This is a genomic window from Micromonospora sp. NBC_01412, from assembly GCF_045040215.1.
In the GTDB taxonomy this organism is placed as follows: domain Bacteria; phylum Actinomycetota; class Actinomycetes; order Mycobacteriales; family Micromonosporaceae; genus Micromonospora; species Micromonospora rubida.
Genome location: NZ_CP109528.1, coordinates 3636169 through 3662215 on the forward strand (window position 1 = coordinate 3636169; position 26047 = coordinate 3662215).

Consider the following 26047-nt stretch of genomic DNA (forward strand, 5'->3'; position numbering starts at 1 on the left):
GGACCCATCGACGGAGACGGTCCTGTCGACAGTGGCCCGCCGGCCCCTCGTGCTGTCGGCCCGGCTTACTCGGCCCGCAGGCCGTCGGGGCGGGTCAGCCGCCAGAGCACCGGCAGGCTCGCGCCGGTGACCAGCAGCACCACCCCACCGCCGAGGCCGGCCCCCAGCGAGACCACCGGCCAGCTCACCGTGACCGGCGCGCCGACCATGCGCAGCAGGACCGCCCCGAGACCCAGCCCGAACCCGACCGCGAGGACGAGACCGACCAGCACCGGCACGGCCGCCTGCCAGAGCAACGACCAGCTCAGCGTGCGGCGTGGGGTGCCGACGGCGACCAGCATGGCCAGCAGGCGGCGACGCTCCCGCAGTTGCTCCAGCACGCCGACCAGCATGCTCGCCCCGAGCAGCAGCAGGGTCACCACGACGCCGGCGGCTAGGCCGCGCTTGACGTTGACGAACTGCTTCGACTGGGTGACGTCGGTCAGCGTGCTGACCTGGGCGCGTAGGTCCACCTCGGCGGCGGCGTTGCGCACCCGCTCCAGCGCATCCGGGTCGCCCGGATCGACGCTGATCAGCGCCTCCGCGCGCAGCCCCGCCCACCGGGAGACGTCGGCCGCGCCGGGGGTGACCAACAGGCTTGCCCCTGCCCAGCCGACCGGGTCCGGTGTCGCGGGCACCGGGCGGGCCTGGGCCGGCACCGTCCAGGGGGCCGCGTTCGCGCCCACGGTCATCCGGGTTCCGGGGACAGGACCGGGGCGGGACTTCGCGCCGGCCGGTCCCTCGGCGAGGAAGACATCCCCGTCCGCGCAGGAGCCGAGCCGGGCGAACTCGGCCAGCGCGGCGCAGTCGCCGATCCGCACGTAGGCGAACGGGTGTACGTCCTTGCCGGGTTTTGGCTCCCAGGTCGCCACCGTGGCCAACGTTCCCGCGCTGCGGGTGACGCCGGGGGCGGCGGCCAGCCGGGTCAGCGCGGCCCCGGGATCGGGCAGGTCGGCGAACCAGACGTACGCCTGGGCCCGCGAGGTGTCCTGGCCGGTACGCGTCGTGAACCGGTCCTCCACACCGGCGACCAGCATCTGTAGGCCGATGCTGCCGGCCACCGCCACGGCGACACCGTTGACCAGACGGGCGGAGGTGGCGCTGTCCAGTTGCAGCCGGCGCACCGCGAGCTGCCACGAAACCGGGCCGCCGCGCAGCCGGCCCACCACCAGGTCGATCAGCCAGGGCAGCAGGGTGACCGTGCCGATCAGCACCAGCACCGCGCCGGCCGCCACCTGGTAGTCGTTGCTGCCGGCGGTGCGCTCGCCGACGCCGGTCAGCGGGTACAGCAGCGCCAGGCCGGCGGCCGGCAGCAGCAGCCGCCACCACAGGCGGCGGCGGACCGTCGTCCCCTGGCGGCTCACCCCGAGGGGTTCGACCACCACCCGGCGCTGGGCGACGAGCGCCACCAGCACCGCGAGCACCGGGACCAGGACCGCCACCGCCGCCACCAGCGGCAGGGACGGGCGCAGGTCCGACGCGTACACGCTGACGTTCTGAAGGGTGAGCAGCGGGGCGAGCTGGCGGCCGGCGGCGAAGAGCGCGCCGCCGACGGCCAGGCCGAGCACCGCGCCGGCCGCCGCCTCCCCGGCGGCGATCCGCCGGATCATCCCGGCGTCGGCGCCGAGCAGGCGCAGGGCGGCCAGCCGGCGGTCCCGGCGGTCGCCGCCGAAGCGGACCGCCGCGCCGACGAAGACCACGACCGGCAGCAGCAGCACCACGAAGACGACCACGACGAGGACCATCAGGACGGGCGAGAACTCCTCGCTGGGCGGCCCGCCGCCGAAGTGGTCGATCCGCTGCGCCCGGTCCCCGGTCAGGGTGTCGCTGCCCAGGTAGAAGGCCAGCTCGTGCGGGCCGGTGAGGCCCTGCGCCGCGATGGTGCCGGTGACCCGGGCGCTGCCGAGCCGGGGCGCGAACAGCGGGCCGTCGGGCGAGTCGAGCAGCTCCCGCAGGGCCGGGGAGACGACCACCTCACCGGCCGCCGGCAGTCGGGGCACCCCCGGCGGCAGCGGCGCGGCCGGCCCCTCGGGTCGGAGGATCCGGCCGCGCACCGGCCGCTCCCGGAATGCGGTGTAAACAGGTGCCACCAGCAGTGTGTTCGCCGCCGCGGCCAGATCCGGGTGGTTCCCGACGTCCGCCAGGGCGTCGCCGCGCGCCGCCCTGGCGTCGAGCGCGCCCGGCACCGCCGCGGCGAACAGCAGCATGGCCACCCCGATGCCGACCCCGAGCGCGGTCAGCACGGCCCGGGTCCACCCGTCCCGGCCGCCCGTGACGGCCATCCGCGCACCCATCAACAGGTCAGCCAGCGCCCCACGCAGCCGGCCGGCCGCGCGTCCCGGCGTCTCCGGGCCGGGCACGTCGCCCGGCGTCCGTGGCCCGGTCATGCCGCCGGCTCCAGGTGCCGGGTCCGGCCGTCCCGGACCACCACCTCCCGATCCGAGTACGCGGCCACCCGCGCCTCGTGGGTCACCAGCACCACGGCCGCGCCGGTCTCCCGGGCCGCCCCGGTGAGCAGGCTCATCACCCGCTCCCCGTTGAGCGAGTCGAGCGCGCCGGTCGGCTCGTCGGCGAAGACCACCCGGGGGACGGTCACCAGCGCCCGGGCCACCGCGACCCGCTGTCCCTGCCCGCCCGAGACCTCGCCGGGCCGCTTGCCGGCCACCTCGGCGACCTCCAGCCGACCGAGCCAGTCGGTGGCCCGCCGCTCGGCCTCACGCCGGGCGACCCGCGCCAGTCGCAGCGGCAGGGCCACGTTCTCCAGGCAGGTCAGCTCGGGCACGAGCTGGCCGAACTGGAACACGAAGCCGAACTGCCCCCGGCGCAGGGCGCTGCGCTCCCGGTCGGACATGGCGGTCAGGTCCGTGCCCCGGTAGGCCACCCGGCCGGAGTCGGGCCGGACGATGCCGGCGAGGCAGTGCAGCAGGGTCGACTTGCCCGAGCCGGACGGCCCCATCACCGCCACCACCTCGCCGGCCCGTACGGCGAACGACGCCCCGACCAGCGCCGGTGTCGGGCCGAAGGCGCGGTGCAGGTCCTCGGCGGCCAGCAGCTCCGCTCCGGTCTGGCCCTGCCCGGTCGCCGCCCCGCCGGGGGTGGTCGCCGCGCTCACCGCCGCACCGTCGCGGTCAGCTCGTCCAGCCGGGCGGCGGTCAGCTCCAGCCAGCGCAGGTCGGCCTCCAGGTGGAACAGGGCGTGGTCGCAGATGAGCTGGTCGGCGAGGTCCCCGTCGGTCTTGCGCTGGGTCAGCTCGCGCATCAGCCGCAGGTGCTCGGCGCGCTGGGTGTCCAGCAGGTCGGCGGCGGAGCGGCCGGTCAGCAGCGCTAGCACCACCTTGGTGTAGAGGGTGCTGTGCAGGTACGGCTCCGGCTTCTCCGGCTGGGACAGCCAGCGCCGCACGTCGGTCACCCCGGCCTCGGTGATCGCGTACCGCTTGCGTTCCGGGCCCTCGCCGGCCTCGACCGAGTCGACCTCGACGAGGCCGTTGCGCAGCAGCCGGGACAGGGTGGCGTAGACCTGGCCGAAGTGCAGCGGACGGGCGTGGCCGAACCGTTCGTCGTAGGCGCGCTTCAGGTCGTAGCCGTGGCGAGGGCTGGCCTCGAGGAGCCCGAGGATGGTTTGACCGATTGACATGGGCGCGACTATACACATCAGGTATACACATGGTGGATAGCCAGGCCGGAAAAGGCGCGGGGCCCTCCGCATGGAGGGCCCCGCGCCGTACGGGTGAAGAGGACGGGTCAGCTCGCCCCGAGCACCGGCGGGGCGCCGGTGTCGCCGTTCCCCCAGACCATCTCGTCCTCGGTCAGCCAGGTCAGCCGCTCGTCGGACTCGTCCTCGGGCCGCCCCTGCCCGCCGAGGACGCCCGCCCGGCTGCCGGAACTCCCGTTCGCGCCGACCCGGCCCACGCCCGTGGCGGCGCGGTGCTCGGCCCCCGCCAGGCCACCGGCCGGCCGTGCCGTCACCGCCGCCCCGCCGCGAACCGACCCGGCCAGCGAGCCGGTGCCGCCGCCGAGCACGCCGCCGGCCGGTGCGCCGGTGGGCGCCCCGAAGAGCGACCCCGCCCCGGTTCCGGCCGTCGCGACCGAGGTCCCGCCGCTGACCGTGCCCGCCGGGCCGCTAACCAGCTGCACCCCGCCGAGCGACGGATCGGCGCCGGCGAGCGACGTCCCGGATCCCGGACCGCCGACGACCGTGCCGACGCCGCCGGGCGTCGACCCGCCGTGCTCCCCGCCCGAAGGCGTCGACCCGATGTCCGGCACGTGCCCCGGGCTGCCCGGGGCGGACACCGTCTTGTGGCCGGTGTTCGGGGTGCCGTTGGCGGAGCCCGGTGCGGCCGCCGGAACGCTGGCACCGGGGCCGGCGGACGGCGTCGACGTGGAGGTGGTCGGGTCGAACGGCAGGTCCCGGTGCGGCTCCCGCGGTTGGACCAGCCGGCCGTACGCGGACAGGTCGTAGCCGGCGGACAGTTCGGCCACCACCTGCACCATCCGCCGGTGGGCCTTCTTCTTCTCGGCCTTGTCCTGATTGTGGCCCATGAAGCCGCCGATGATCGCGCCGGCCGGGCCGAGGGCCGCGCCGCCCTTGATCGCCCCGGAGATCGCCTTGTCGTGGTCGTCGCTCTCGTCCGGGCTCTCCGCGTCCTTCTTGGCGGTGCGCAGGTGGGTGGCCATCAGCGTGAGGCCCTGGCGGACGTCGGCCATCCCCTCGGAGAGGGTGGTCGAGTGGTCGACGACCAGCGACACCCGGCGCTGGAACTCCCGCCCGGCGTCCCCCGTCCAGCCGTTGGCCAGCTTGTCGAGGTCGCTCTGCAGCTCGCGGGCGAGGCCGTCGAGGGTGCCCTTCATCGAGTCCCACTTGGCGGCCAGCCCGTCGATCTGGGCCGGGTCGCCGGCCTTCACGGCCTCGTACAGCTCCTCGTGGCTGACGTGCTCGTAGCGCGCGGTGTACTCAGACACGACGGTCCCCCTGCCTGCCCAGCGCGTCGTCGACCCCGCCGAGGGCGGCGGCGATGTCAGCGGAGTTGGCCGCGTTGCGCGCCTCGGTGGTCTTGTAGTTGGTCAGGATCGTGCCGGTCGCGCTCTGCGCGGCCCGCACCGCGTCGCGGAGCCGCTCGACCTGCTGGACGTAGGTCGTGTGCAGGTCGGAGTAGCGCTTGGAGTTGCTGGTCGCGTCCGTGAACGTGCCCAGCTCCGGAGGGTGGCACTGCGTCTCCGTCTTGAGCTTCCTGAGCACGGTTTCGGCCTCGGTGAGCCGACCGGCCAACCGCTGATGGAAGTCCTCTAGGGACAGTACGTCGACTGTAGTGCGCCCGGTCATGGCAGCATCCCCGTAGTCCTCGTCGATAACCGTTGGTGAGAACCAGGTTAGTGGACGGGAGTCAACCTGGGCGACCCGCGAAAGTGCCGCCGACGCGTTTTCGACCCGGCCGATGTGGTCACCCGCCGGTGGCCGGCGCCCCGGTCGCCCCGGCAGACCCGTCCACGGCGGGCTGGCTCGGCTCGCCGCTCGCCTCCCGGCCCGGCGTGCGGCTCGGACCCCCGGCGGACGGGCGACCTGCCCCTTCGGCCGGTGTACTGCCGTTTGTAGGGCTCGGCGCGCTGCCGCTCGCGGGGGCCGGGGCGAAGTAGGCGAGCGCGTCCTCCCGCTCGAGGGTGGGGCCCGTCGGCACCAGTGACAGCAGCGAGGCGGGCACCGCCAGCGGGGTCACGCCGCCGTACCCGAGGGCGGTCAGCGCGTCCCCCGAGCGGGTGCCCAGCGGGTAGCGCACCCCCTGGGCGCCAATCAGGTAGACCGTCGAGCCCGGCGTGCCCGCGCCGCCCTCCCCGGCACCCGGGGCGGCCTGGACCAGCACACCCTTCCCGCCCGGCAGCAGGACCTGCTCGGCGGTGCGGACCGCGTCCCGGGCGCCCTGCCGGACCGGCGTGGCCGGGCTGTTCAGCTCGGCCGGCACCCGGTCGAAGACCTCCAGCGTGGTCGTGGGCGGCCCGTCCGCAGCCCCCTTCCGGTAGGTGGCGCAGAGCACCGTCCGGCCCGTCTGGACCGGGTGCAGCACCGGCAGCGCCCGTGGCATCCCCTCCGGCTCCACCCGATCCCGGGTCAGCAGCCGGCCGGCCTGGTCCGGCGTGATGTCGGTGACCCGCCCGCCGTCACGCAGCAGCAGCAGGGCGGTGACCTCGCCGATCGCGGCCAGCCCCTCCCGGGTCAGCACGTAGTGCTGCTCGGCAGCCCGGAAGACGTCGCCGACCCGGGCCGGACCGTCGCCCACGGTCAGCCGGCTGGCCTCCCCCTCGCCCTCGATGTCGGGCTCGCGGAGCACCGGACCCGCCGGCACGGCGTTGAGCAACTGTGCGCCGACGGTGACCGTGGGGGCGCCGGCCATCCGCAGCGCCGCCGTCGCCTGGTCCCCGCCCGCGATCTGCAGCCGGGCATCGCCGGTGAGCAGGTACCGCCCGCCGTCAACGGTGACCAGCACCGCCCGGTCGCCGAGCGGCACGCCGCCGGAGAGCGGCCGGTCGATCACCACGTGGGTGGTGGAGCGGCGCGGGTCGGCCGGGTCGGGCACGTCGCAGACCGACCAGGGCAGCCCGATCAGCGACTTCCGGTCGGGCAGCGCGTCGGGGGCGCCGACGATCCCGACGGTACGCCCGCGCGGCCGGTCGGCGATCGACGCCTGCGACATGGTCCGCGCCGCCGGGTTCGCTTCGTTGAGGATCAGCCGGGCCGAGGCGTAGTTCAGGGTCGGATGCAGCAGGCCGTCCACGTAGACGTACGTCGCCCCGGTCTCCCGCTCGATCACCAGCGTGTTCGCCTCCAGCGGCGCGGCGTTGCCGGTGAGCTGCCCGTACGCGCCGACGCCGCCGAGCACCACCGCAGCGGCCACCACGCTGCCGATCACCGCGAGTCCGAGCCGCCGCATCGGCAGGTTCGTGGTCTCCGGATCGCCGGACAGCAGCGCGGAGACGATCCGGCGGGTGACGAAGCGGTACGCCTGCACCTGGTCGCGGCGGGTCCGCATGACTTACCTCCGGCGGGATGGGTCAGCGGCGATCAGGTCCGAGCTCCGCCGCGGGCTTCCCTACGATAAGGGGCCGCCGGTCGGGGAACGGGACCACCGCCCACCCCGTACCGGCTCAGGAAGCCGCCCGTCCAGAAGGGACGCCACCGATGCCCCAGGTCCAGGCGCCACCCGGTCGTACGGCCACCGGCTCGGCCGACCCGCCCGCGCTGCCGGCGCCGCCCGACCGCGCGGTCGTCCCGGCCGACCGGCGCAGCCGGGGCCGGCTCGGTCCGGTCGTCGTCGGGCAGCTCGTCGTGGCGGAGCTCGGCGCCCTCGCCGTGTACACCGCCCTCGGCGGCCCCGGCTGGCTGGTCGGGGTCGCCGCCGTCCTCGCGGCGGCCACGGTCGCCGCCGCCTTCGCCCGCCGCGGCGGGCGCTGGTGGTATGAGGACCTGCTGCTGCGCCGCCGGTTGCGGCGTCGCCGGGAGCGGGCCCGGGCGGCGGTGACCGCAGGTGGCCCCGGCGACTCCCTGCTGGCGGCCCTCGCCCCGGAGCTGACCGTGATCGAGTTGACCGAGCGGGGCACCCGGCTCGGCATCGGCCAGGACGGCCAGGGCTGGTTCGCCGCCGTGGCGCTGGACCCGCGCCCCGGAGCGCCCGCCGGTTCCGTCGAGGCGGCGGTGGTGGACCGGACGCTGGCCGTCCTGGCCGAGTTCTCGGCCCCGGTCTCCCTCACCCAGGTCGTCTCGCACACCCTGGTCTGGTATCCGGCCCCGGGCGCTCCCCCGGCCGCCCACCGCACCGTCTGGGTGGCTGTGCGGCTGTCCGTGCGGGACGCCCGGAACGAGGCGGTGACCCGGGGCGGCGGGATGGTGGGCGTGCACCGGACCGTGTCCACCGCAGTCGGCCGGCTCGGCAAGGCGCTGCACGCCGCCGGCCTGAGCCACCGGGTCCTCGGCCGGGACGAACTGCGCGCCGCGGTCGTCTCGGCGGCCGGAATGGACCTGGCGCCCGCGCCGCAGGCGGAGACCTGGACCGGGCTGCGCGGCGGCGGCTGGACCCAGCGCTGCCTGGCCCTGCGCGTCCGCTCCGGGGTTCCCTGGGGCGCCCTGGTGGACGCGGTCACCGCGACCTCCGCCCCGTCCCACACGCTCGCCGCAGTGATCCGCCCCGGCGACCGGCCGACCCCGCCACTGCTGCGCGTCGCGGCCCCCGCCGACCACGTCGAGGCGCTGGTCAAGGCGGTCCGGGACGTCGCCCGGCGGGGCGGGGTCCGAGCCCGGCCGCTGGACGGCGAGCACGGCCCCGGCGTCTACGCCACCGCCCCGGTCGCCCTGCGCGTCATCGACCACCGCGCCGAGTGAGGCCGGCGTGGTCGGGCGCTCCGCCGACGGGGCCGGACCGGCCCCGTCCCCGCCCGGCGGTGGCTGGTGGGGCCGGTGGTCGTCCGGCGGTGCTTGGTGGGGCCGGCCGTTGTCCGGCCGTGGCTGGTGGGCCGTCAGGGGCGGAGGTTGACGATCCAGCCGTACAGGCCGCAGACCCAGGCCGCGAGCGGGACCAGCGAGATGATCAGCATGATCTCGACGATGTCCAAAAGTCGGCCCCAGACCGGCGAGATCCGCTTGCCCGCCACGGTCAGCCCGTAGATCAGGCTGATCACGGCCGCCACGACCAGGCCGCCGAGGACCACGCCGAGCCGGAGCGCCGTGGAGCCGGCGGCGAAGGTGGCCGCCGCCGCCAGGCCGAGCCCGAGGGTGCCGGCGAGGAGCACCGGGGTGCGCTGGGCGCGGCCGATGAACGGCCGGGCGCGCAGCAGCGACAGCAGGGCCAGCACCAGGCAGAGCAGCGTCGACGGCAGCCGGCCGTCGAGGGCGAGGACGAACTCCCCGCCCAGCACCAGCAGCGCCACCGTCCACAGCAGGCCGGTGAGGAACGCGTCGGCCCGCTCGCTGAGCCGCAGCACCCGGCGGCCGTCCACGGTCTCGGTGTCGGTCTTCAGGTCGTCCGGGCCGGTCGGGATGGACGGGACGGGCAGCCGGGCCAGCCGGTAGGACGCCATCGGCAGGGCCGGCAGTGCGGCGAACGCGACCGTGGCGACCACCGCGGCGGCGGCCGGAGCACCGGCGGAGAACGTCAGGCTCACCACCGCGCCGAGGCCCACCGCCGCGCCGACGGCGGTCGCGCCGAAGAAGAGCGGGAGCCGGTCGCCGACCGCCAGCGCCGCGACCGCACCGAACACCACCACGGCGGTCGCCGCGAGCAGCACGTGCGGGCTGGCCAGCTCGGTCAGCGTCCGGTCACCGGCCAGCACCAGCAGGCCGCCGGTCGCGGCGTGCCCGATGCCGGCCAGGGCGAGCACCGAGCCGGTCCGGCTGTCACCGGCAGCCCGGGACAGCACTGCGGCGCTGACCACCAGGGCGACCGCGACCAGCAGGGCGGCGATCGCGCCGGGAAGCTGCGGCGGGCCGGCGAACAGCGCCGCCAGTGCCCCTGCGGACAGCGCCGCCGCGGCGAAGAGCACAGAGAACGAGCGGGTGGTGCCCACCTGCCAGCTGCCCGGGCGCTGGTTGGTCGCGGTGGCCACCGCGTCCACCACGTCGTCGAAGACGATCTCCGGGGCCGCCGCCGCGCGGGGGGTGAAGTAGAGCACCTCGCCGTCCCGGAGGCCGAGCTGCGCGGCGGTACGGCCACCGTCGAGCGGCTGCCCGCCGAGCCGGGCGAGGCTCCAGCCGCCGTGCCGGACCCCGTCGTCGGCGAGGTCCTCCCCGGCGTGCCGGAGCAGGGTCGGCAGCAGGTCGGCCAGCGGCACGTCGGAGGGGAGGGCGAGATCCATCCGGGTTCGGGGCGCCACGATGGTGATCCGGCTCAGACCACCGGTCGCCGTCTTCGTCGCCACTGTGGCCTCCTCGCGCTCGCCTACGCTCCACCCCACCGGGGCGGCACCGCACCGTGGGTCCACGACGCCCACGGGAGATTACCTACGATGGCGTCCACGTACGATGCCCACCCGACGGCCCGCGCTCGGTCGTCGTGGCCCCCCGGCCGCACCTCGTGCCGTGCCGGTCGGTGTCCGGGCCGCTTCTGGGGGAGGAGACAGCCGTGAGCACCGTGGTGTTCCGCCGGCTTCCGCGCCAATCGGGGCCCGCCCTGCCGCGTGGCGAGGTGCTGCTGGAGTCCCCGCCCGAGCTGCCCGAACCGACCCCTCGGGGGATGGGGCAGCTGCTGATGATCCTGCCGATGGTCTGCGGCGTCGGCGCGATGGCGTTCCTCTACGCCGGCCGGGGCGGCGGCATGATGACGTACGTCGCGGGCGGGCTGTTCGGCGTCTCGATGCTCGGCATGGCGCTCGGGTCGCTGAGCAACGGCGGCAACGACAAGGCCGAGCTGAACGCCGAGCGGCGCGACTACATGCGCTACCTCGCCCAGATGCGCAAGCGCACCCGGCGCGCGGCCGAGCAGCAGCGGGCCGCCATGGCCTGGCGGCACCCGGAGCCCGACGCGCTCTGGTCGATCGCCGCGTCCCGCCGGCTCTGGGAGCGGCGGGTCACCGAGGACGACTTCGGCGAGGCCCGGATCGCGGTCGGCCCGCAGCGGCTGGCGGTGGAGATCGTGCCGCCGGAGACCAAGCCGGTGGAGGACCTGGAGCCGATGAGCGCGATCGCGCTGCGCCGGTTCGTCCGGGCCCACTCGACGGTGCCGGCCCTGCCCACCGCGCTGTCCGTGCGGGCGTTCTCCCGGGTGGTGCTGCGCGGCGAGCGGGAACCCGTGCTCGACCTGGCCCGGGCGACGCTGGGCCAGCTCGTCACCTTCCATGCCCCGGACGACCTCGTCGTCGCGGTCGTCGTCGCCCCGGACCGGCAGCCCGCCTGGGACTGGGTGAAGTGGCTGCCGCACGCCCAGCACCCCGGCCGCAGCGACGCGGCGGGCGCCCGCCGGCTGGTCTTCGCCACCCTCGCCGAGGCCGAGGAGTCCCTCGCCGACGAGCTGGCCGGCCGGCCCCGGTTCTCCCCGGAGGCGAAGCCGCTGACCACCGCGCCGCACGTGGTGGTGCTGATCGACGGCGGCGAGGTCGCCGCAACCTGCCACCTGACCGGCCCGAGCCTGCTCGGCACCACCGTCGTCGACCTGTCCGGCGCCGTCCCCCGCGACGCCGGCCGCTGGCTGCTCTGCCTGGACGTCGGCGACGGCGCCGCGCTCGACCTGGTCCGGGGGGCGTCCGTGTCGCGGCTGGGCCGGCCGGACCGGCTCACCGCGACCGCGGCCGAGGGGCTGGCCCGGCAGATCGCCCCCTACCGGCTCTCCCAGCAGCAGGCCAGCGCCGATGAGCCGCTGTCCCGCAGCACGGAGCTGCCCGACCTGCTCGGCATCGGCGACGCCGCCACGGTCGACGTGCAGCGGACCTGGCGCCCGCGCAGCCAACGGGACCGGCTGCGCATCCCGCTCGGTGTGGGCCCGGACGGCAACGTCGTCGAGCTGGACTTCAAGGAGTCCGCGCACGAGGGCATGGGCCCGCACGGCCTGGTCATCGGCGCGACCGGCTCCGGCAAGAGCGAGCTGCTCCGCACGGTGGTCGCCGCGCTCGCGGTCACCCACTCGTCGGAGGAGCTGAACTTCGTCCTGGTCGACTTCAAGGGCGGCGCGACGTTCGCCTCGCTCGACGCGCTGCCGCACACCAGCGCGGTGATCACCAACCTCTCCGACGAGCTGCCCCTGGTCGACCGGATGCGCGACGCCCTGGCCGGCGAGATGAACCGCCGCCAGGAGGTGCTGCGGGCCGCCGGCAACTACGTGTCCCGGTTCGAGTACGAGAAGGCGCGGGCCGCCGGTGAGCAGCTGGACCCGATGCCCAGCCTGCTCATCATCTGCGACGAGTTCAGCGAGCTGCTCGCCGCGAAGCCGGACTTCATCGATCTGTTCGTGATGATCGGCCGGCTGGGCCGGTCGCTCGGCGTGCACCTGCTCCTGGCCAGCCAGCGGCTGGAGGAGGGCAAGCTGCGCGGCCTGGACACCCACCTGTCGTACCGGATCGGCCTGCGCACCTTCTCGGCGGTGGAGAGCCGGATCGTGCTCGGCGTGCCGGACGCGTACGAGCTGCCCAGCGCCCCGGGCCACGGGTACCTGAAGACAGACACCACCACCATGCTGCGGTTCCGGGCCGCGTACGTGTCCGGGCCGTACCGGGCGGCGGGGGAGCAGAAGTCGTCGCAGGCGCTGGTGCAGCGCCGGATCGTGCCGTACGGCACGGACTTCGTCCCGGTGCGCGCCCCGGAGCTGCCGATGGAGCCCGTGGCCGAGCCGGAGCAGTCGACAGACGGCAAGGCCGTGGCGATGCTCGACGTGCTGATCGACCAGCTCGCCGGCCGGGGCCGCCCGGCCCACCAGGTCTGGCTGCCGCCGCTGTCCGAGCCGCCGAGCCTGCTCGACCTGCTCAGCCCGCTCGCCGTCGACAAGACGTACGGCCTGACCACCTCGGGCTGGCAGGGTCGGGGCCGGCTCACCGTCCCGGTCGGCGTGGTCGACCGTCCGTACGAGCAGCGGCGCGACCCGATGATGGTGGAGCTGGCCGGCGCGGGCGGCAACGTGGTCATCGTCGGTGCCTCGCTCAGCGGCAAGAGCACCATGCTGCGGTCGATGCTGGCCTCGCTGGCGCTCACCCATACCCCGCGCGAGGCGCAGTTCTTCTGCCTCGACTTCGGCGGCGGCGCGCTGCGCAGCCTGGAAGGGCTGCCGCACATGGCCGGCGTGGCCGGCCGGCGGGACACCGAGGCGGTCCGCCGGACGGTCGCCGAGGTGGTCGGGATCATCGACGAGCGCGAGCAGCGGTTCGCCCAGAACGGCATCGACTCGGTGGCCGGCTACCGCCGCCGTCGGACGGCCGGCGAGTTCGCCGACGACCCGTTCGGCGACGTCTTTCTCGTGGTGGACGGCTGGAACACGCTGCGCCAGGAGTACGAGGAGCTGGAGCAGACCATTACAAACCTGGCCAACCGGGGGCTGGGTTTCGGCGTGCACGTGGTGGTCACGGCGGTGCGCTGGGCGGAGATCCGGATGAGCATGCGGGACCTGCTCGGCACCAAGCTGGAGCTGCGGCTCGGCGACGCAACCGAGTCCGAGATCGACCGCCGGGCCGCGCAGAACGTCCCGGAGAAGACCCCGGGCCGCGGCCTGACCCGCGACAAGCTGCACTTCATGGCCGCGGTGTCCCGGATCGACAGCCGCCGGGACGTCGACGACCTGACCGAGGCGTCGGTCGCATTGGCCGGGCATGTGGCGCGGGCGTGGCCGGGCACGCCGGCCCCGAAGGTCCGGCTGCTGCCACGCCGCCTGCCGCTGCACGAGCTGGCCCGGGTCACCGACCGGTCGGCGCCCGGCCTGCCGATCGGTGTCAACGAGTCGGCGCTCGCCCCGGTGTACCTGGACCTGGCGAACGAGCCGCACCTGACGGTCTTCGGCGACGCCGAGTGCGGCAAGACCAACCTGCTGCGGGTGATCGCGAAGGGAATCGTCGAGCGGTACACCCCGGCGCAGGCGCGGCTGGTCATCGCCGACTACCGGCGCGGCCTGCTGGGCGCGGTGGAGGGCGAGCACCTGCTCGACTACGCGCCGTCCAACCAGGCCTTCGGCCAGGGGCTCGGGTCGATCCGCAGCGCCCTGTCGAACCGGCTGCCCGGGCCGGACGTCACCACCGCCCAGCTGCGCGACCGGAGCTGGTGGAAGGGGCCGGACCTCTACGTCCTGGTGGACGACTACGACCTGGTCGCCTCCGGTGGCAGCAACCCGCTCAGCGCGTTGCAGGAGCTGCTGCCGCAGGCCCGCGACATCGGCCTGCACCTGATCATCACCCGCCGTGTGGGCGGCGTGGCGCGGGCGCTGTACGAGCCGGTGCTGCAACGCCTCCGCGAGCTGGACTCCCCGGGCCTGCTGATGTCCGGCAACCGGGAGGAGGGGTCGGTCTTCGGCACGTTGCGGCCGAGCCCGCAGCCGCCGGGCCGGGGCACCCTGGTGCGCCGCCGCGACGGTCAGCAGCTGATCCAGACGGCCTGGTCCGAGCCGGCCTAGGGTCGGACGTCGGGCACCCGCTCCGGTAGCGTCGGGCCGATCGTCGCTTGTGAAGAGAGGACCGTGGTGAGCACTTCGCGGGGTTACGGCGGCGCCGGGGGCGCAGCGCCAACAAGGACACCCTCACCTCCGCCCGGGACGCCTTCAACGACGCCGTGAACGCACTGGTGGAGGCGCTCATCCCGATCCTGATCGCGGTGTGGTCGGCGTGGTGATGCACGTGAGGTCCTATACCCGGCCGTCCTGAGGCCGGCTGTGGGCCGGGTCGGTTCCGCCTCCGCCGCAGGGTCCGTAGCCCGTTGTGGTCTCCACCTGTCCGAAAGCAACGGTACGGATGCAGGGCTGCGCGGGTTGGCCGGAATCGGTTACCGTCTCATTCAGAGTGTCCGTCGGTGGGGTTGGTTGCCTTGCCGCGGGGGAAGGCGCGGCAGAGTACCGCCGCCACAACGATGACGGAAGGGTGTGAAGCATGGCGTTCGAGGTCGAAGCATCGACTCTTCATACCGCGGCGAATGACGTGCGGTCCACGCGCAGCGAGGTCGACGGCGAGCTGAAGAAGCTGTTGGGCGTGGTCGACGACCTGGCGATCGCCTGGAAGGGGCAGGCATCCGGAGGCTTCCAGATGCTCATGAAGCGCTGGAACGAGGACACCGGGCTGCTGCTGACGGCAATGGACAACATTGCCGACCTGCTCGACAAGTCCGGCACGACCCACCAGGTCAACGACGAAGATCAGCAGCAGATGCTGGACAAGTTCCACTCTGCTCTGAACCCGTGACCGGCAGCCAGGCGCAGAGGAGGAAATCGTGACGATCAAGGTTGACTACGCTGTCCTCGAGAGCAGCAACCAGCAAATGACGGCCATCGCGCGGACTCTCGACGAGAAGCTCGACACGCTGCGGACCATGCTGACCAGGCTCCAGTGGGAGGGCGAGGACCGCGTCGCCTACCAGCAGCACCAGGCGCAGTGGGACACCGCCGTCCGGGACATCAACAAGATCCTGAACGAAATCGGCGGTGCCGTCGGCATCGCCCGGGCGAACTACGTCACCACCGAGATGAGCAACTCCAAGGTCTGGAGCTGAGATAGTTACCGGCGCGGCTCCGGTCCGGCTCGACCGGACCGGAGCCGTTCTGCGTGACGGGTCGACGAGGGTCCTGGGGGAGCGATGCGTACGGGGAAGCACCGCCGGCCGCTGCTGCGGTCCGCAGCCGCCGTGCTGGCGCTGGTAACCGCCGCCGGAGCCGGCCTGCTGGCCGGGCCCGCGCCGGTCCGTGCCGCCGACACGGTACGCGGCCTCCAGTGGTACCTCGACACGCTGCGCATCCCCGAGGCACACAAGCTGACCAAGGGCAAGGGCGTGACGGTCGCCGTGGTCGACGGCGGGGTGTATGCCGCACATCCCGATCTGAAGGGCCAGGTCCTGCCCGGCACCTCCTTCTCGAAGGACGTGCCGGCCGACGGTCGTTCCGACCCGGACCGCGAGAACGGTCACGGCACCAAGATGGCCGGCATCATCGCCGGGCGGGGCGGCGGGTCCATGCACCAGTTGGGCATCGCCCCGGAGGCGAAGATCCTGCCGGTCGCCCTCGGCCTGCCGCGCGACTGGGACATCGCGGGCGGCATCCGCTGGGCGGCCGACCACGGCGCGGACGTGATCAACCTGTCCGTCGGCGTCACCGGCAGCGATCCGCAGATCACCGAGGCCGTGCGGTACGCGCTCGGCAAGGGGGCGGTGCTGGTGGCCGCCGCAGGCAACCGCCGGGTCGACCGGGCCGTGCCGTTGCCGGCCAACATTCCCGGCGTCCTCGCCGTCGGTGCCACCGGAAAGACCGGGTCCCTCTGGAGCGGGTCGGTCACCGGCCCGGAGGTGGGGCTGGCCGCGCCCGGTGAGCGGATCATCGGCCCGGTGCCGCCACCGGTCTCGCCGAACGGCTACGGCGTGACCGACGGGACCAGCGACGCGACGGCGGTGGTCTCCGGGATCGCCGCGCTGGTGCGGTCCCGCCATCCCGATCTCGACGCCGCCGACGTGGTGAACCGGCTGGTCCGCACCGCGCGGGACCAGGGAGCCCGGGGCCGCGACCCGGAGTACGGCTTCGGCTCGGTCGACGTGCTGGCCGCGTTGACCCGCTCGGTGCCGAAGGCCGACGCGAACCCGCTGCTGACCGGCGTCTCGCCGACACCCCCGGCGGCCTCCGACGGGGAGGACGGCGACGACCGTCCGGCGATCTCCGTCGGCCTGGCCGACAACGCACCGATCCAGCTCGGGCTCTGTCTGCTCGCGGTGCTCCTCGTGGGCGCGGTGGTCGTGGTGCTGATCGTGGTGAACCGACGGGCGGCGCGGCGACGCGTACCGCAGGCCCCGGTGGGCGGCCCGCCGCCGCCGCCCGGCCAGACGCAGCCGGGCCACGGCCCCCGGCCGTACCAGCAGCACCCGCACCAGCCGCGACCGCTCGGGCAGCCGACGGCCCCGCACCCGTATGGGCAGCAGGGCCCACATCCGTACGGCCCGGCGGGGCGGCCGGGCCTGCCGCCGGGCGACGGGCCGGCCGGGGCTCCCCCGGCGGACCCGCAGCCGCGTTGACACCGACACCTGAGATGCGGGGCCAGGGGAGGGCACCATGAGCGACGATGACAACGATCCGGACCGGGTGAACGTCGATTTCCCCGTTCCCATGCCGAACCCGATGTTCCCCGGGGTGGGCGACGTCCGGGGGATCAGCTTCGACCGGATCGGCGTGGACCAGGCCGAGACGCCGTCCGGGCTGGTCGCCGGGAGCTGCGAGAGGGGCGTCGCGACGGAGTGGGACGCCGGCAACCTCGACTCGGCCATCATCTGGCTGGAGACGCACGCCGGCTACCTCCACCGGCTCTCCTACGACATGGTCGACATCAAGGAGAAGCTCGGCGGCGACCAGGCCATGGCGGGCAAGGGGCCGCTCGGCGGCTTCCAGTACGCCAAGCAACTGGCCCAGCAGCACCAGCAGACGTACAGCACCACGGAGAGCGGGCTGCGCACCCTCTCGGAGAACCTGTACACGGCCGCCGAGGCGCTGCGCACGGTCAAGCAGAACTTCGAGACCGCCGAGGGCGCGAACGCCATGACGGCCCAGGAGATGCAGCAGGCCTTCACCGATGCCGCCCGCGGCGGCGAGAGCTAGAGCGGGGGTAACGGGACGTGGGGAAGAGCTGGGAGGACATGGCCCGCGAGGTGCTCGTCGAGGGCCGGCCGGCCGACGTGCAGAGCGCCGCGCTGGGCTGGAAGGAGCTGATCAAGAACCTCGATCAGGTCCGGGAGAGCCTGGAGACGAACGTCAAGGACATCGGCGTGGCCTGGAAGGGCCCGGCGTACGAGTCGTTCAAGACGCACATCGAGGGGCTCGCGAAGAGCGCGAAAACCATCGTCGAAGACGTCGACGACCCCGGCCGGGGCAAGGTCAGCATCGTGACCACCCTGGAGACCGCAGCCCGCCAACTGGAGCAGGCACAGAGCAAGATGCCGATCCCGGCGGCCTGCGTCGGTGACGTCATGGCGGCCCGTAACGGCGAGGTCACCCTTGGGATCGGGCTCTTCGAGACCCGGGTCAAGGCGGACCTGATGGGTAGTTGGCCCGTCGAACAGCTCGGCAAGCTCGGTGACTGGGTGACCGGCTGGTTCTCCGACCAGGAGGGCGAGGCCCGCGAGGTCTACAACGAGGTGAACGACAACTTCAAGGACCGGACGATGGAGGCCCCGACCTCGGGGAGCGGGGGCACCCGTACGGATCTCAAGCCGGACATACCCGACCTGGGGGATGGCCCGGGCGGCGGTGGCGGCGGCAAGGTGCCGAAGGTCGGCGGGATGCCGGACACCGGCGGGATCGGCGGTGCTCCCTCGGCCGACGTCGGCGGGATGCCGGACCTCGGCGGCGGCCCGGACCTCGGGTCGACCGCCCACCCCGACCTGTCCACCCCGGGCACCGGCACGGGGAACCTCCCCGACACCGACTACCCGGGCTCCGGCGTGGACGACGACTATGGCACCGGCCTGGCCGGCGCCGGCGCACCGACCACCACCGGCCTCGGTTCGGGCGGCGGGCTGGGTGGTTCGGGGCTGGGCGGTGGCAGCGGCGCGGGCCTGTCCGGCGGCGGCGTGGGCGGCGGCATTCCTGGCGGCGGTGGGCTCGGCAAGGCGGTCAGCCCGGGGCTGCCGCCGATGATGGGCGGCGGGGCGGCCGGCGCGGGCGGGAAGGGCGCGGGTGGCCGGCTCGGCGGCGGCAAGGCCGGCGTGGGCGGCATGATGTCCCCCGGCATGGGGGGCGGTGCCGGTGGCCGGGGCGCGGGCGGCAAGGCCGGGGCCGGTCGACCGGGCGGCGCGATGGCCGGCCGGGGCGGCATGGCCGGGGCGGGCCACGGCGGTTCCGGCTACGCCGAGGAGGAACAGCCGCGCAACACCTGGCTGGAGGAGGACGAGGACGTCTGGGGCGCGGGCGGCGACGGCGGCCCCGGCATCCTTCGCTGACCTCCCGGCCCAAGTCCGGTGGTGAGCATGACGGTGCCGGCCCACGCCTCGGCGTGGGCCGGCACCGTCATGCTCAGCGGGACGAGGCGGGGGTGGGCCGGCGGCCGGGGCGCCAGCCGCGTCGCCGGCCCCGGACCAGGATCGGCTTGGCGGCGAGCAGCACGGCGGCCAGCAACGCGCCCACCACGGCCACCCAGACCGCCACGGACCGTTGCCAGCCCAGCGGGTCCCGGGGCGGGTCCGGCGCGGCGAGGGCCCCCGGCGGCGGGTCGGCGCGGGTGCCGAGCAGGCTGGTCACCGCCCGGTACGGGTTCACCACCCCGTACCCGATCTGGGCGTTGTGCCCGTCCGGCGGGTTGTCTGCCGTGCGGGTGAGTCGGGCGGCGACCTGTTCCGGGTTGAGGCCCGGGTACGCGGCGCGGACCAGCGCGGCTGCGCCGGAGACGTACGCGGCGGCGAAGCTGGTGCCGCCTTGCGGCTCGGCAAGGTACCCCTGCCCCCGGGGCGCGGGGCCGAGGATGTTCAGCCCCGGCGCGGCGATGTCCACGTAGTCGCCGCTGACCGAGCTGCCGACGTGGCCGCCCTGCTCGTCGACCCCGGCGACGGCGATGACCCCCGGGTAGGCCGCCGGGTACGCGGGCAGGTTCTGCTGCTGCTCCTGCCGGTTGCCGGCGGCGGCCACCACGACGACCTCGTTGTCCAAGGCGTACTCGACGGCGGCGGCGAGCTCCGGGCGGGGCAGGGTGACCAGCGACAGGTTGATCACGTCGGCACCCTGGTCGACGGCCCAGCGGATGGCCTGGGCGATCTGCGCCGGCAGGTTCTCGTCGTTGGTGCGCTTGGTGTCGGGCAGCACGCGTACGGGCAGGATGCGGGCGGCCGGGGCGATGCCGGTGAACGGCGAGCCGGTGCCCTCCCGGCCGGCGATGATGCCGGCGACCATGGTGCCGTGCCCGGCCTCGTCACACTGGCCCTCGTGCGTGGGCAGGTTGTTGAAATCCCGCCCGGGGCGCACCTGACCGCGCAGCAGCGGGTGGGTGGCCGAGACGCCGGAGTCGATGACCGCCACGGTGACGCGCTCGCCGCGGGTGATCCGCCACGCCGCAGCCGGGTCCAACCGGGACAGCGCCCAGGGAGTCTCGGTGGGTGCGGGGTTTCCGCTCGGCCCGCAGGCCGGGGCGGCCGATGCAGGCCCGGGGGGCGGGACGGCGATGCCGAGTAGCGCCGCCGCGAGTCCACACAGGAGCACGGACCGCGCCCACCGGGTACGCCCGTTCACTGCCATCCCCCTGGCCGGGTAACTCCCGCGCACCGGCAGAGAGTACCGCCGCGCCGCCCCGGGCGGGGACACGGCCTCCGGCGGCTCAGGAGTCGGCGGACCTCTCGGCCTGCTCCCCGGTGAAGAGGGCGAGCAGGTCGCCGACCTGACGGTCCGACTCGGCAGGGTGGCGGAAGTGGCCGCGCGGGTTGACCGTGTACTCGTTGCGCCGGCCCACCCGGGTACGCCGGAGGTAACCGCCGGCCTCCAGGTCCGCCACGATCGCCTGGGCTGCGCGTTCTGTGACACCCACCTCGTCCGCGACGTCGCGTAGCCGGGCTGTCGGGTTCCGGGCGATGGCGAGCAGCACGTGCGCGTGGTTGGTGAGGAACGTCCAGTTCCGGGTGCTCCCGTTCGCGCCAGCCGTCGTCGTCATGTCCGACATGCTATGGCGGCGCCGTCCCGCGCACTCCCCTGGGCGGCCGGATACCCCTGCGGTCCCGGCCGGACCGGGGCGCGGGGGCGGTCTTCGCGCGCCACTGCCGCATCGGGCCCGGGCGCAAGGATTTCTCAACGTATGAAATGCGTATCACGTAACGCTTGACGTGCCTTTAGCTGCGTGTGACGGTGGGGGAGCTGGTCGTGTGGCCGAAGGGTGAGGTGGTGGGGCATGGATCATTTGAGCATGTCGATGGCCGAGGCGGGGTTGGAGCGGGTCGAACCGTTGCCAGCCGCTCGCCCGGGCGATCTCGGCCCGCTCGCTCCGGATCGGGCTCTCGCGGAGTTGCACGCCGGAAACCACCGGTTCGTCACCGGCGTGCCGCGTCACCCGAACCAGGACGCCGGCCACCGGGCGGCCGTCGCCGACGGCCAGCACCCGTTCGCGGTGATCGTCGGCTGCTCCGACTCCCGGCTGGCCGCCGAGATCATCTTCGACCGGGGACTGGGCGACCTCTTCGTGGTCCGCACCGCCGGGCACACCGTCGGCCCCGAGGTGCTGGGCAGCGTGGAGTACGCGGTGACCGTGCTGGGCACCCCGCTGGTGGTGGTGCTCGGCCACGACTCCTGCGGCGCCGTGCAGGCGGCCCGGGCGGCGGCCAGCACCGGAACCCCGCCCGTCGGCCACCTGCGGGCCGTGGTGGATGCCGTGGTGCCCAGCCTGCGCCGGGCCGCCGAGCGCGGGGTCGAGGACATCAACGGGATCGTCGACATCCACATCGCGCAGACCGTCGAGGCGATGCTCGCCAACTCGTCCGTGCTGGCCGCCGAGGTCACCGCCGGGCGGTGCGCGGTGGTCGGGATGTCGTACCGGCTCAGCGCGGGCGAGGCGCGGACGGTGGCCGCGGTGCCCGCCGGCTCCGTCCCGGCCGTCACCGCGGCCCCGGGCGCTCCGGCCCCGGCCGCCTCCGCCCTGGCCGCCCAGGACGCAATCACCCCGTCCCCGGGAGCCGCCCCGCTCCAGGGGGCCGCCCCGACCACCCGGGCGGCCCCGGCCGCCGCCTGAGGCGCTCGTGGGACCGCGACACGACGAGGGCCGCCCCGCAAGGTGTGTGGGACGGCCCTCGATCGCGTGGCGGCGTCGTCAGAGCAGCGACATGTGTACGTGATCTGTGTGGTCGGAGGGTCCGCTGTAGGACTTCCAGCCGGTCGCCGGGAACCAGATCTGCCGGTTCCAGATGACGTAGTAGATGCCGAGCCGGTCGGCGTTGCGGATGAGGAACGCGGCGAGGTTGTTGCCGTACATCCGGGTGTCGTTGTTGTGCCAGGGGGCGAACCCGCTGTTCTGCAGCGACCAGTCGCAGGCCCGGCCCTTGGGGTGCTCCCACGGCCCGCCCGGGCGGTAGCAGCCGACGAACCGGTGGAAACCGGCCTTCTTGGTCTCCTTGTACGCGTGCAGCGTGCGCGACGTGATGCAGCCGGAGGTGGTCGGGTCGTTCTCGCTGCACGACTCGGGGGGCCAGTCGCCATCCGAGCCCCGGCCCGGCGCGATCTTCGCGACCGGGGACGTGGCGTTGACCAGTCCGCCGGTGAAGCCCTTGCCGCCGACCAGTGCGAGGGACTTCTCGGCGTCGTGCTTCTTCTTCGCCATGATCGCGGTCTGCTTCTGCTGCTCGCGGATCTCGGCGTCGACCGCGATCTTGGCCTGTTCCGCCCGCTCCTTGGCGTCGTTGACCTCGCCCAGCTTCCGAGCGTTGATCATATTGAGCTGGTCGAGGGCGGTGGCGCGCTCGACGAACGAGTCCGGGGCGCCGCTTTCCAGCAGCACCGCCATCGGGCCGATCCGCCCGGTCCGGTACGACTGGGCGGCCATCTCGCTGATCTGTGGGGCGAGCGCTTCCAGCTCCTGTTCGGCCAGCTTCACCTCCTGGGCGAGCTGGAGCTGGCGCTTCTTGGACTTGTCGAGCTTCGCCTTGGCCTGGGTGTAGTCCCGGTTGGCGGCCTCGATGACGTCGGTGATCAGCTTGGGCTCGTCGTCCTCCTCGTGCCCCGAGGGTTTGGGGGTGGAGGGCGCGGCCAGCGCCGGGATGGCCGGCCCGGCGAGGATCGCCAGCGCGGCGAACACGGCCGCCACGGGTGCCAGCCAGCGGCGCAGGGGTGCCGTCACAGTGTTCCCTTCCATCGACCGCCGACCGGGTTAGCTGACGGGTTCGGGGCGGAAGTGGCCCCTACCGCTGTCGCGGATTCACCCCAGGTACCTGGGTCCCCGGTTCGCCTCGCGGCGATTGGGCGGCGGCACCGCAGGCGCCGCTGCGCGCCTTCGGCGGTGACCGGCAGCGAGGTTACCCGACAGTCCTCGTGGGGATCTACGTCCGGATGCCGACTAAAAGCGTCATTTTGCAATTGCTTTCGGTAGTCGGTGACGCGGTTCTCACGCGTGCCGCCACTCTCGGTCACGCTGCGGAGTGTCACCATGCGCTGTCCGTGCTCCCTTCTCGGCCGGCCCACCGGGCCGGGGGATCGGTGGGGCGGGCCGGCCCGCCCGGAAACCGGTCGTCGGGCCGCCCACCGCTGAGCGCCTCCAGCGCGAGGTCCCGCTCCGCCGGGTGCCGGCCGGCGCCGGGGGTACGCGAGGCTGGCACGTCCCCGTCGCCGCCCGGCCGGCCGGGTCGGGCCGTGGCGGCCCGGCCCGCCGCGGTGACCATTGCGGCCAGCCCGGTCGTCAGCGGCACGGCGGCGATCAGGCCCAGTGTGGCGACGGCGCTGCGGACGATCTCCTGAGCCATGAACTCGGTGGTCAGGATCTCGGTCACCGGGCGGGAATCGGCGGTGAGCAGGAGCAGCAGCGGCAGCGACGCGCCCGCGTACGCCAGCACGATGGTGTTCACCGTGGACGCGATGTGTGCCCGGCCGACCCGGGTGGCCGCCCGGTAGAGCTGCAACCGGGACAGCCCCGGGTTGGCGTGCGCCAGCTCGGTCACCGTGGCCGCCTGGGTGACCGTGACGTCGTCGAGCACCCCGAGCGAGCCGATGATGATGCCGGCCAGCAGCAGGCCGTGCAGGTCCACGTCGCCCCGGAACATCGACAGGGTGGTGGCGTCCTCGCTGCCGTACCCGGTGAGGTGGGTGGCGGCGGTGGCCAGGGTGCCGAGGACGCCGGTGAGCACCAGGCTGCCCAGGGTGCCGAGGACGGCGACGGAGGTCTGCGCGCTCACCCCGTGAGTGAGATACAACACCACGAACATGATCAACGCCGAGCCGACGATGGCGATCAGCAGCGGTGACCCGCCGGCACCGATCCCGGGCAGCACGAACGTCAGCAGGATGGCGAAGGTGGCGGCCAGGCCGGCCAGGGCGGCCAGCCCTCGCCAACGGCCGAACGCGACGATCGCCAGCGCGAACACCACCGCCAGCCACACCAGCGGGGTGCCGCGCTGGTGCTCGGCGATGTTGTAGGCGCTCGCCGACGGGTCGGCCGGGTCGGTCAGCTCGACCAGGACGATCCGGTCGTCGACCGCGACGGTGGGCGCGCCGGGACCGGTCGGGACCGGCGTCTCGACCTGCTGCCCCGCGTCCGGCCCCTGCTCCACCCGTACGGTGACCGTGCCGCACGGGCCGTCCTGCGCGCCCGGCCCGCCCGAGCTGTCCTCCGGCGTCTCCGGCTGCGGCGGGCACGCCTCGGTGACCACCCGGGTCACCGTGCCGTGGTACCGGGGCACCGCCGCGCTGCCGTCGCCCCGCGGGCCCCCGTCGCGGGGCCAGAGGACGATCGCCGCGATCACGGTGATCACGAAGAGCGGCACCACGGTCGCGACGAGGACCCGCCGCACCCCGGGTGGGGTGGGCGGGGCCGGTCGGGTGTGGTCGGCGCCCATCGACGGTCTCCAAACGGTGTCAGCGCGGGGTGCGGCCCGGTGTACCGGGCGGTTCAGCGTTCCCGTCGTCCGGCCCGGCCCGGCCCGTCCGGCCGGACTTTGGCGGGGACGGTGCCCGCGCCGTCACGCATGGAGAACACGGGGTGGGACGGCGCGGCGGCCCGGCACCGGCCGCCGGGTCGGCGCCACCCGGCGGGGTGCGCGGGGCGGGCGATGCGGAATCCGGACAACCATCGCCCGGAATGGTAGCCATCCCCACCTGGGAACGCCGATCGCGCGTCGGCCTGCCCGCCGGAACATGCCCCCGACTGGCCTCCGGGTCGATCGTCCCGCCCTGGGTGCGGGGGCAGGTCACCGCGCCGGCCGGGACCGGTGGGCGGCGGTGCGGCCGCCCGTGGCGTGTTCGGCCCGGGCGTCCCGCCGGACCGGCTAGCGTGGACCGGGTGCGGATGGCGACGGTGCTGACTGCCGGGCGGTGGGCCCGGCTCGCGCTGCTGGTCTGCACCCTGGTCGGGCTGGCCGCGATGCACACCCTCGGCCACGGCGCCCACGGCGGCGGGGACCACGGCGGTCACGACCGGGCCGGGCCTCCCGACGCGCACCTGGCAGCCTCCTCCCACGCCGCCGCGACGGGCGACGCTTCCGCCATGACCGACGTGGTCGGCGCTGCCTTCCCCATGGTCGACGCGGCCGTTCCTGTGGCCGCCGTGGTCGGCGCTGCCCTCCCCGTGGCCGCCTTGACCGGCGTGGCCGTTCCTGTGGCCGGCGTGGTCGGCGCGGCCTCTTCCGTGGCCGAGGTGGGGGAAGGCGCCGTGCTCCGGGTCGGCGTGACGCGGGTGGGCGCGGTGCGGGTGTTGCCCGAGGGCTGTCCGATGGCGGGGTGCTCGTCCACGCGGCTGCTGCCCGCCGGCGATCCAGGTGCCGGGCCGCCCGGCTGGAGCATCTGTCTGGCTGTGCTCGGGGCGCTCGCGTTGGCGCTGTTCGTGGCCGTGCTCCTGCTCAGCGGGGTGCGGGCGGTCGGCCCGTCCGCCCGTCGGCTGGGCGGGCCGCCCGCCGGTCCGCGTGCCCCACCGCCCCGGCCGATCGGCCTGCGGCTGGCCGAGACCTCGGTGTCGCGCACGTAGGACGCCCCGACGCGGGCGCCCGGCCTCTGCTGCCGGCGACCCGTGTCCCCGTCCTGCCCGCGTACGCACTCGACACCGAAGGATCCAGACCGTGACCACTCGTACCATCGCGCGCCGCGTCGCACTGGCCGGCGGGGCGCTCGCCGCCGCCCTGGCCCTGACCGCCTGCGGCTCCGCCGACCACGCCTCCTCCGGCCACGACACGCAGCCCGCCGCGACCGGCGGCGCACCGGCCAGCGGATCGGCCACGTTCGGCGACGCCGACGTGATGTTCGCCCAGATGATGATCCCGCACCACCGGCAGGCGGTGGAGATGGCCGAGCTGGCCGACACCCGGGCCGCCGACGCCGAGGTCAAGCACCTCGCCGTTGAGATCAAGGGTGCCCAGGGGCCGGAGATCGCGACCATGACCGGCTGGCTCGCCGGGTGGGGCCGCCCCGTCCCGTCGGACGGTCCCGGGCACGACATGCCGGGGATGGACCACGGCATGCCCGGGATGATGTCCGCCGCAGACCTGACCAGGCTGGCGGGCGCGACCGGCGCCGAGTTCGACCGGCAGTTCCTGACCATGATGATCGCCCACCACGAGGGTGCGATCACCATGGCGAAGGAGGAACTGGCGAAGGGCACGAACGCCGACGCCAAGGTGATGGCCCAGCGGATCGTCACCGCCCAGCAGGGCGAGATCGACGCCATGAACAAGATCCTCGCCCGGCTCTGACGTCGGCGGTCTTGTAGGTGGGGGACGG

The 26047-nt window shown here is 74.5% G+C and carries 21 protein-coding genes and 1 riboswitch; of the genes, 10 read left to right on the forward strand and 11 right to left on the reverse strand.

Annotation, left to right across the window (positions count from 1 at the left end):
- Window positions 1-65: 65 nt before the first annotated feature.
- From OG617_RS16805 to eccB, 6 genes are all read right to left on the reverse strand, one after another.
- Window positions 66-2426, reverse strand: coding sequence for an FtsX-like permease family protein (locus tag OG617_RS16805; RefSeq protein WP_405102856.1), 2361 nt, complete (start codon window positions 2424-2426; stop codon window positions 66-68).
- Window positions 2423-3151, reverse strand: coding sequence for an ABC transporter ATP-binding protein (locus OG617_RS16810; RefSeq protein ID WP_405102858.1), 729 nt, complete (start codon window positions 3149-3151; stop codon window positions 2423-2425). Before OG617_RS16810 ends, OG617_RS16805 begins: the two co-directional genes overlap by 4 nt.
- Complete coding sequence (locus OG617_RS16815) at window positions 3148-3672, reverse strand: PadR family transcriptional regulator (protein WP_405102860.1); 525 nt, start codon at window positions 3670-3672, stop codon at window positions 3148-3150. Before OG617_RS16815 ends, OG617_RS16810 begins: the two co-directional genes overlap by 4 nt.
- Window positions 3673-3779: 107 nt before the next feature.
- Complete coding sequence (locus OG617_RS16820) at window positions 3780-4997, reverse strand: WXG100 family type VII secretion target (protein WP_405102862.1); 1218 nt, start codon at window positions 4995-4997, stop codon at window positions 3780-3782.
- Window positions 4990-5358 (reverse strand): hypothetical protein, encoded by a 369-nt coding sequence (locus OG617_RS16825; RefSeq protein WP_405102864.1) that lies wholly within the window; start codon window positions 5356-5358, stop codon window positions 4990-4992. The genes OG617_RS16820 and OG617_RS16825 overlap by 8 nt, the downstream gene beginning before the upstream one ends.
- Before the next feature lie 118 nt (window positions 5359-5476).
- Complete coding sequence (eccB, locus tag OG617_RS16830; protein WP_405102866.1) at window positions 5477-7057, reverse strand: type VII secretion protein EccB; 1581 nt, start codon at window positions 7055-7057, stop codon at window positions 5477-5479.
- A 149-nt stretch (window positions 7058-7206) separates the two neighbouring features.
- Between eccB and OG617_RS16835 the strand changes: the two genes are divergently transcribed.
- Entirely contained in the window at window positions 7207-8403 is a 1197-nt protein-coding gene (locus OG617_RS16835) for a type VII secretion protein EccE (protein WP_405102868.1), read from the forward strand.
- A 134-nt stretch (window positions 8404-8537) separates the two neighbouring features.
- Here the strand turns inward: OG617_RS16835 and eccD are convergent, their stop codons facing one another.
- On the reverse strand, window positions 8538-9935 hold the full coding sequence (eccD, locus tag OG617_RS16840; RefSeq protein ID WP_405102870.1) for a type VII secretion integral membrane protein EccD: 1398 nt from the start codon (window positions 9933-9935) through the stop codon (window positions 8538-8540).
- A 203-nt stretch (window positions 9936-10138) separates the two neighbouring features.
- Here eccD and eccCa point away from each other — a divergent pair, with 203 nt between their 5' ends.
- The 6 genes from eccCa (at window position 10139) to OG617_RS16870 (ending at window position 18603) form a co-directional block, all read left to right on the forward strand.
- Window positions 10139-14098, forward strand: a complete 3960-nt coding sequence (gene eccCa, locus OG617_RS16845; RefSeq protein WP_405102872.1) for a type VII secretion protein EccCa — start codon at window positions 10139-10141, stop codon at window positions 14096-14098.
- A 469-nt stretch (window positions 14099-14567) separates the two neighbouring features.
- A complete protein-coding gene (locus tag OG617_RS16850) occupies window positions 14568-14876 on the forward strand; it encodes a WXG100 family type VII secretion target (protein ID WP_405102874.1) in 309 nt (102 codons plus the stop codon).
- 28 nt (window positions 14877-14904) lie between these two features.
- Window positions 14905-15183 (forward strand): WXG100 family type VII secretion target, encoded by a 279-nt coding sequence (locus tag OG617_RS16855; RefSeq protein ID WP_405102876.1) that lies wholly within the window; start codon window positions 14905-14907, stop codon window positions 15181-15183.
- Window positions 15184-15267: 84 nt separating this feature from the next.
- Window positions 15268-16686, forward strand: coding sequence for a S8 family serine peptidase (locus tag OG617_RS16860; RefSeq protein WP_405102878.1), 1419 nt, complete (start codon window positions 15268-15270; stop codon window positions 16684-16686).
- 37 nt (window positions 16687-16723) lie between these two features.
- The gene (locus OG617_RS16865; RefSeq protein WP_405102880.1) at window positions 16724-17263 is read left to right on the forward strand and encodes a hypothetical protein; all 540 of its coding nucleotides are present in this window, start codon (window positions 16724-16726) and stop codon (window positions 17261-17263) included.
- Between the two features lie 17 nt (window positions 17264-17280).
- The gene (locus OG617_RS16870) at window positions 17281-18603 is read left to right on the forward strand and encodes a WXG100 family type VII secretion target (protein ID WP_405102882.1); all 1323 of its coding nucleotides are present in this window, start codon (window positions 17281-17283) and stop codon (window positions 18601-18603) included.
- A 73-nt stretch (window positions 18604-18676) separates the two neighbouring features.
- Here the strand turns inward: OG617_RS16870 and mycP are convergent, their stop codons facing one another.
- Window positions 18677-19915, reverse strand: coding sequence for a type VII secretion-associated serine protease mycosin (gene mycP, locus OG617_RS16875; protein ID WP_405102884.1), 1239 nt, complete (start codon window positions 19913-19915; stop codon window positions 18677-18679).
- A gap of 52 nt (window positions 19916-19967) precedes the next feature.
- Window positions 19968-20306 (reverse strand): helix-turn-helix transcriptional regulator, encoded by a 339-nt coding sequence (locus OG617_RS16880; RefSeq protein WP_396680350.1) that lies wholly within the window; start codon window positions 20304-20306, stop codon window positions 19968-19970.
- A 246-nt stretch (window positions 20307-20552) separates the two neighbouring features.
- Between OG617_RS16880 and OG617_RS16885 the strand changes: the two genes are divergently transcribed.
- A complete protein-coding gene (locus tag OG617_RS16885; protein ID WP_405103759.1) occupies window positions 20553-21365 on the forward strand; it encodes a carbonic anhydrase in 813 nt (270 codons plus the stop codon).
- Between the two features lie 78 nt (window positions 21366-21443).
- Here OG617_RS16885 and OG617_RS16890 read toward each other — a convergent pair whose 3' ends face one another.
- Both OG617_RS16890 and OG617_RS16895 read right to left on the reverse strand, forming a co-directional pair.
- Window positions 21444-22466 carry a coiled-coil domain-containing protein gene (locus OG617_RS16890; protein WP_405102886.1) on the reverse strand — a complete coding sequence of 341 codons (1023 nt, stop codon included), beginning with the start codon at window positions 22464-22466 and terminating at the stop codon, window positions 21444-21446.
- Between the two features lie 3 nt (window positions 22467-22469).
- Window positions 22470-22601: riboswitch (cyclic di-AMP (ydaO/yuaA leader) on the reverse strand.
- A 166-nt stretch (window positions 22602-22767) separates the two neighbouring features.
- A complete protein-coding gene (locus OG617_RS16895; RefSeq protein ID WP_405102888.1) occupies window positions 22768-24174 on the reverse strand; it encodes a YibE/F family protein in 1407 nt (468 codons plus the stop codon).
- A 443-nt stretch (window positions 24175-24617) separates the two neighbouring features.
- On the opposite strand from OG617_RS16895, the gene OG617_RS16900 reads away from it, so the two are divergent.
- Complete coding sequence (locus tag OG617_RS16900) at window positions 24618-25298, forward strand: hypothetical protein (RefSeq protein WP_405102890.1); 681 nt, start codon at window positions 24618-24620, stop codon at window positions 25296-25298.
- A gap of 91 nt (window positions 25299-25389) precedes the next feature.
- Entirely contained in the window at window positions 25390-26019 is a 630-nt protein-coding gene (locus OG617_RS16905) for a DUF305 domain-containing protein (RefSeq protein WP_405102892.1), read from the forward strand.
- Window positions 26020-26047: the final 28 nt, after the last annotated feature.

Excerpts from the sequence above, each read along its gene's own strand:
- OG617_RS16805 (WP_405102856.1), bottom strand. The coding sequence starts at position 2,426 with ATGACCGGGCCACGGACGCCGGGCGACGTGCCCGGCCCGGAGACGCCG.
- OG617_RS16815 (WP_405102860.1), bottom strand. The coding sequence starts at position 3,672 with ATGTCAATCGGTCAAACCATCCTCGGGCTCCTCGAGGCCAGCCCTCGC.
- OG617_RS16825 (WP_405102864.1), bottom strand. The coding sequence starts at position 5,358 with ATGACCGGGCGCACTACAGTCGACGTACTGTCCCTAGAGGACTTCCAT.
- eccB (WP_405102866.1), bottom strand. The coding sequence starts at position 7,057 with ATGCGGACCCGCCGCGACCAGGTGCAGGCGTACCGCTTCGTCACCCGC.
- OG617_RS16835 (WP_405102868.1), top strand. The coding sequence starts at position 7,207 with ATGCCCCAGGTCCAGGCGCCACCCGGTCGTACGGCCACCGGCTCGGCC.
- OG617_RS16850 (WP_405102874.1), top strand. The coding sequence starts at position 14,568 with ATGGCGTTCGAGGTCGAAGCATCGACTCTTCATACCGCGGCGAATGAC.
- OG617_RS16860 (WP_405102878.1), top strand. The coding sequence starts at position 15,268 with ATGCGTACGGGGAAGCACCGCCGGCCGCTGCTGCGGTCCGCAGCCGCC.
- OG617_RS16865 (WP_405102880.1), top strand. The coding sequence starts at position 16,724 with ATGAGCGACGATGACAACGATCCGGACCGGGTGAACGTCGATTTCCCC.
- OG617_RS16880 (WP_396680350.1), bottom strand. The coding sequence starts at position 20,306 with ATGTCGGACATGACGACGACGGCTGGCGCGAACGGGAGCACCCGGAAC.
- OG617_RS16885 (WP_405103759.1), top strand. The coding sequence starts at position 20,553 with ATGGCCGAGGCGGGGTTGGAGCGGGTCGAACCGTTGCCAGCCGCTCGC.
- OG617_RS16895 (WP_405102888.1), bottom strand. The coding sequence starts at position 24,174 with ATGGGCGCCGACCACACCCGACCGGCCCCGCCCACCCCACCCGGGGTG.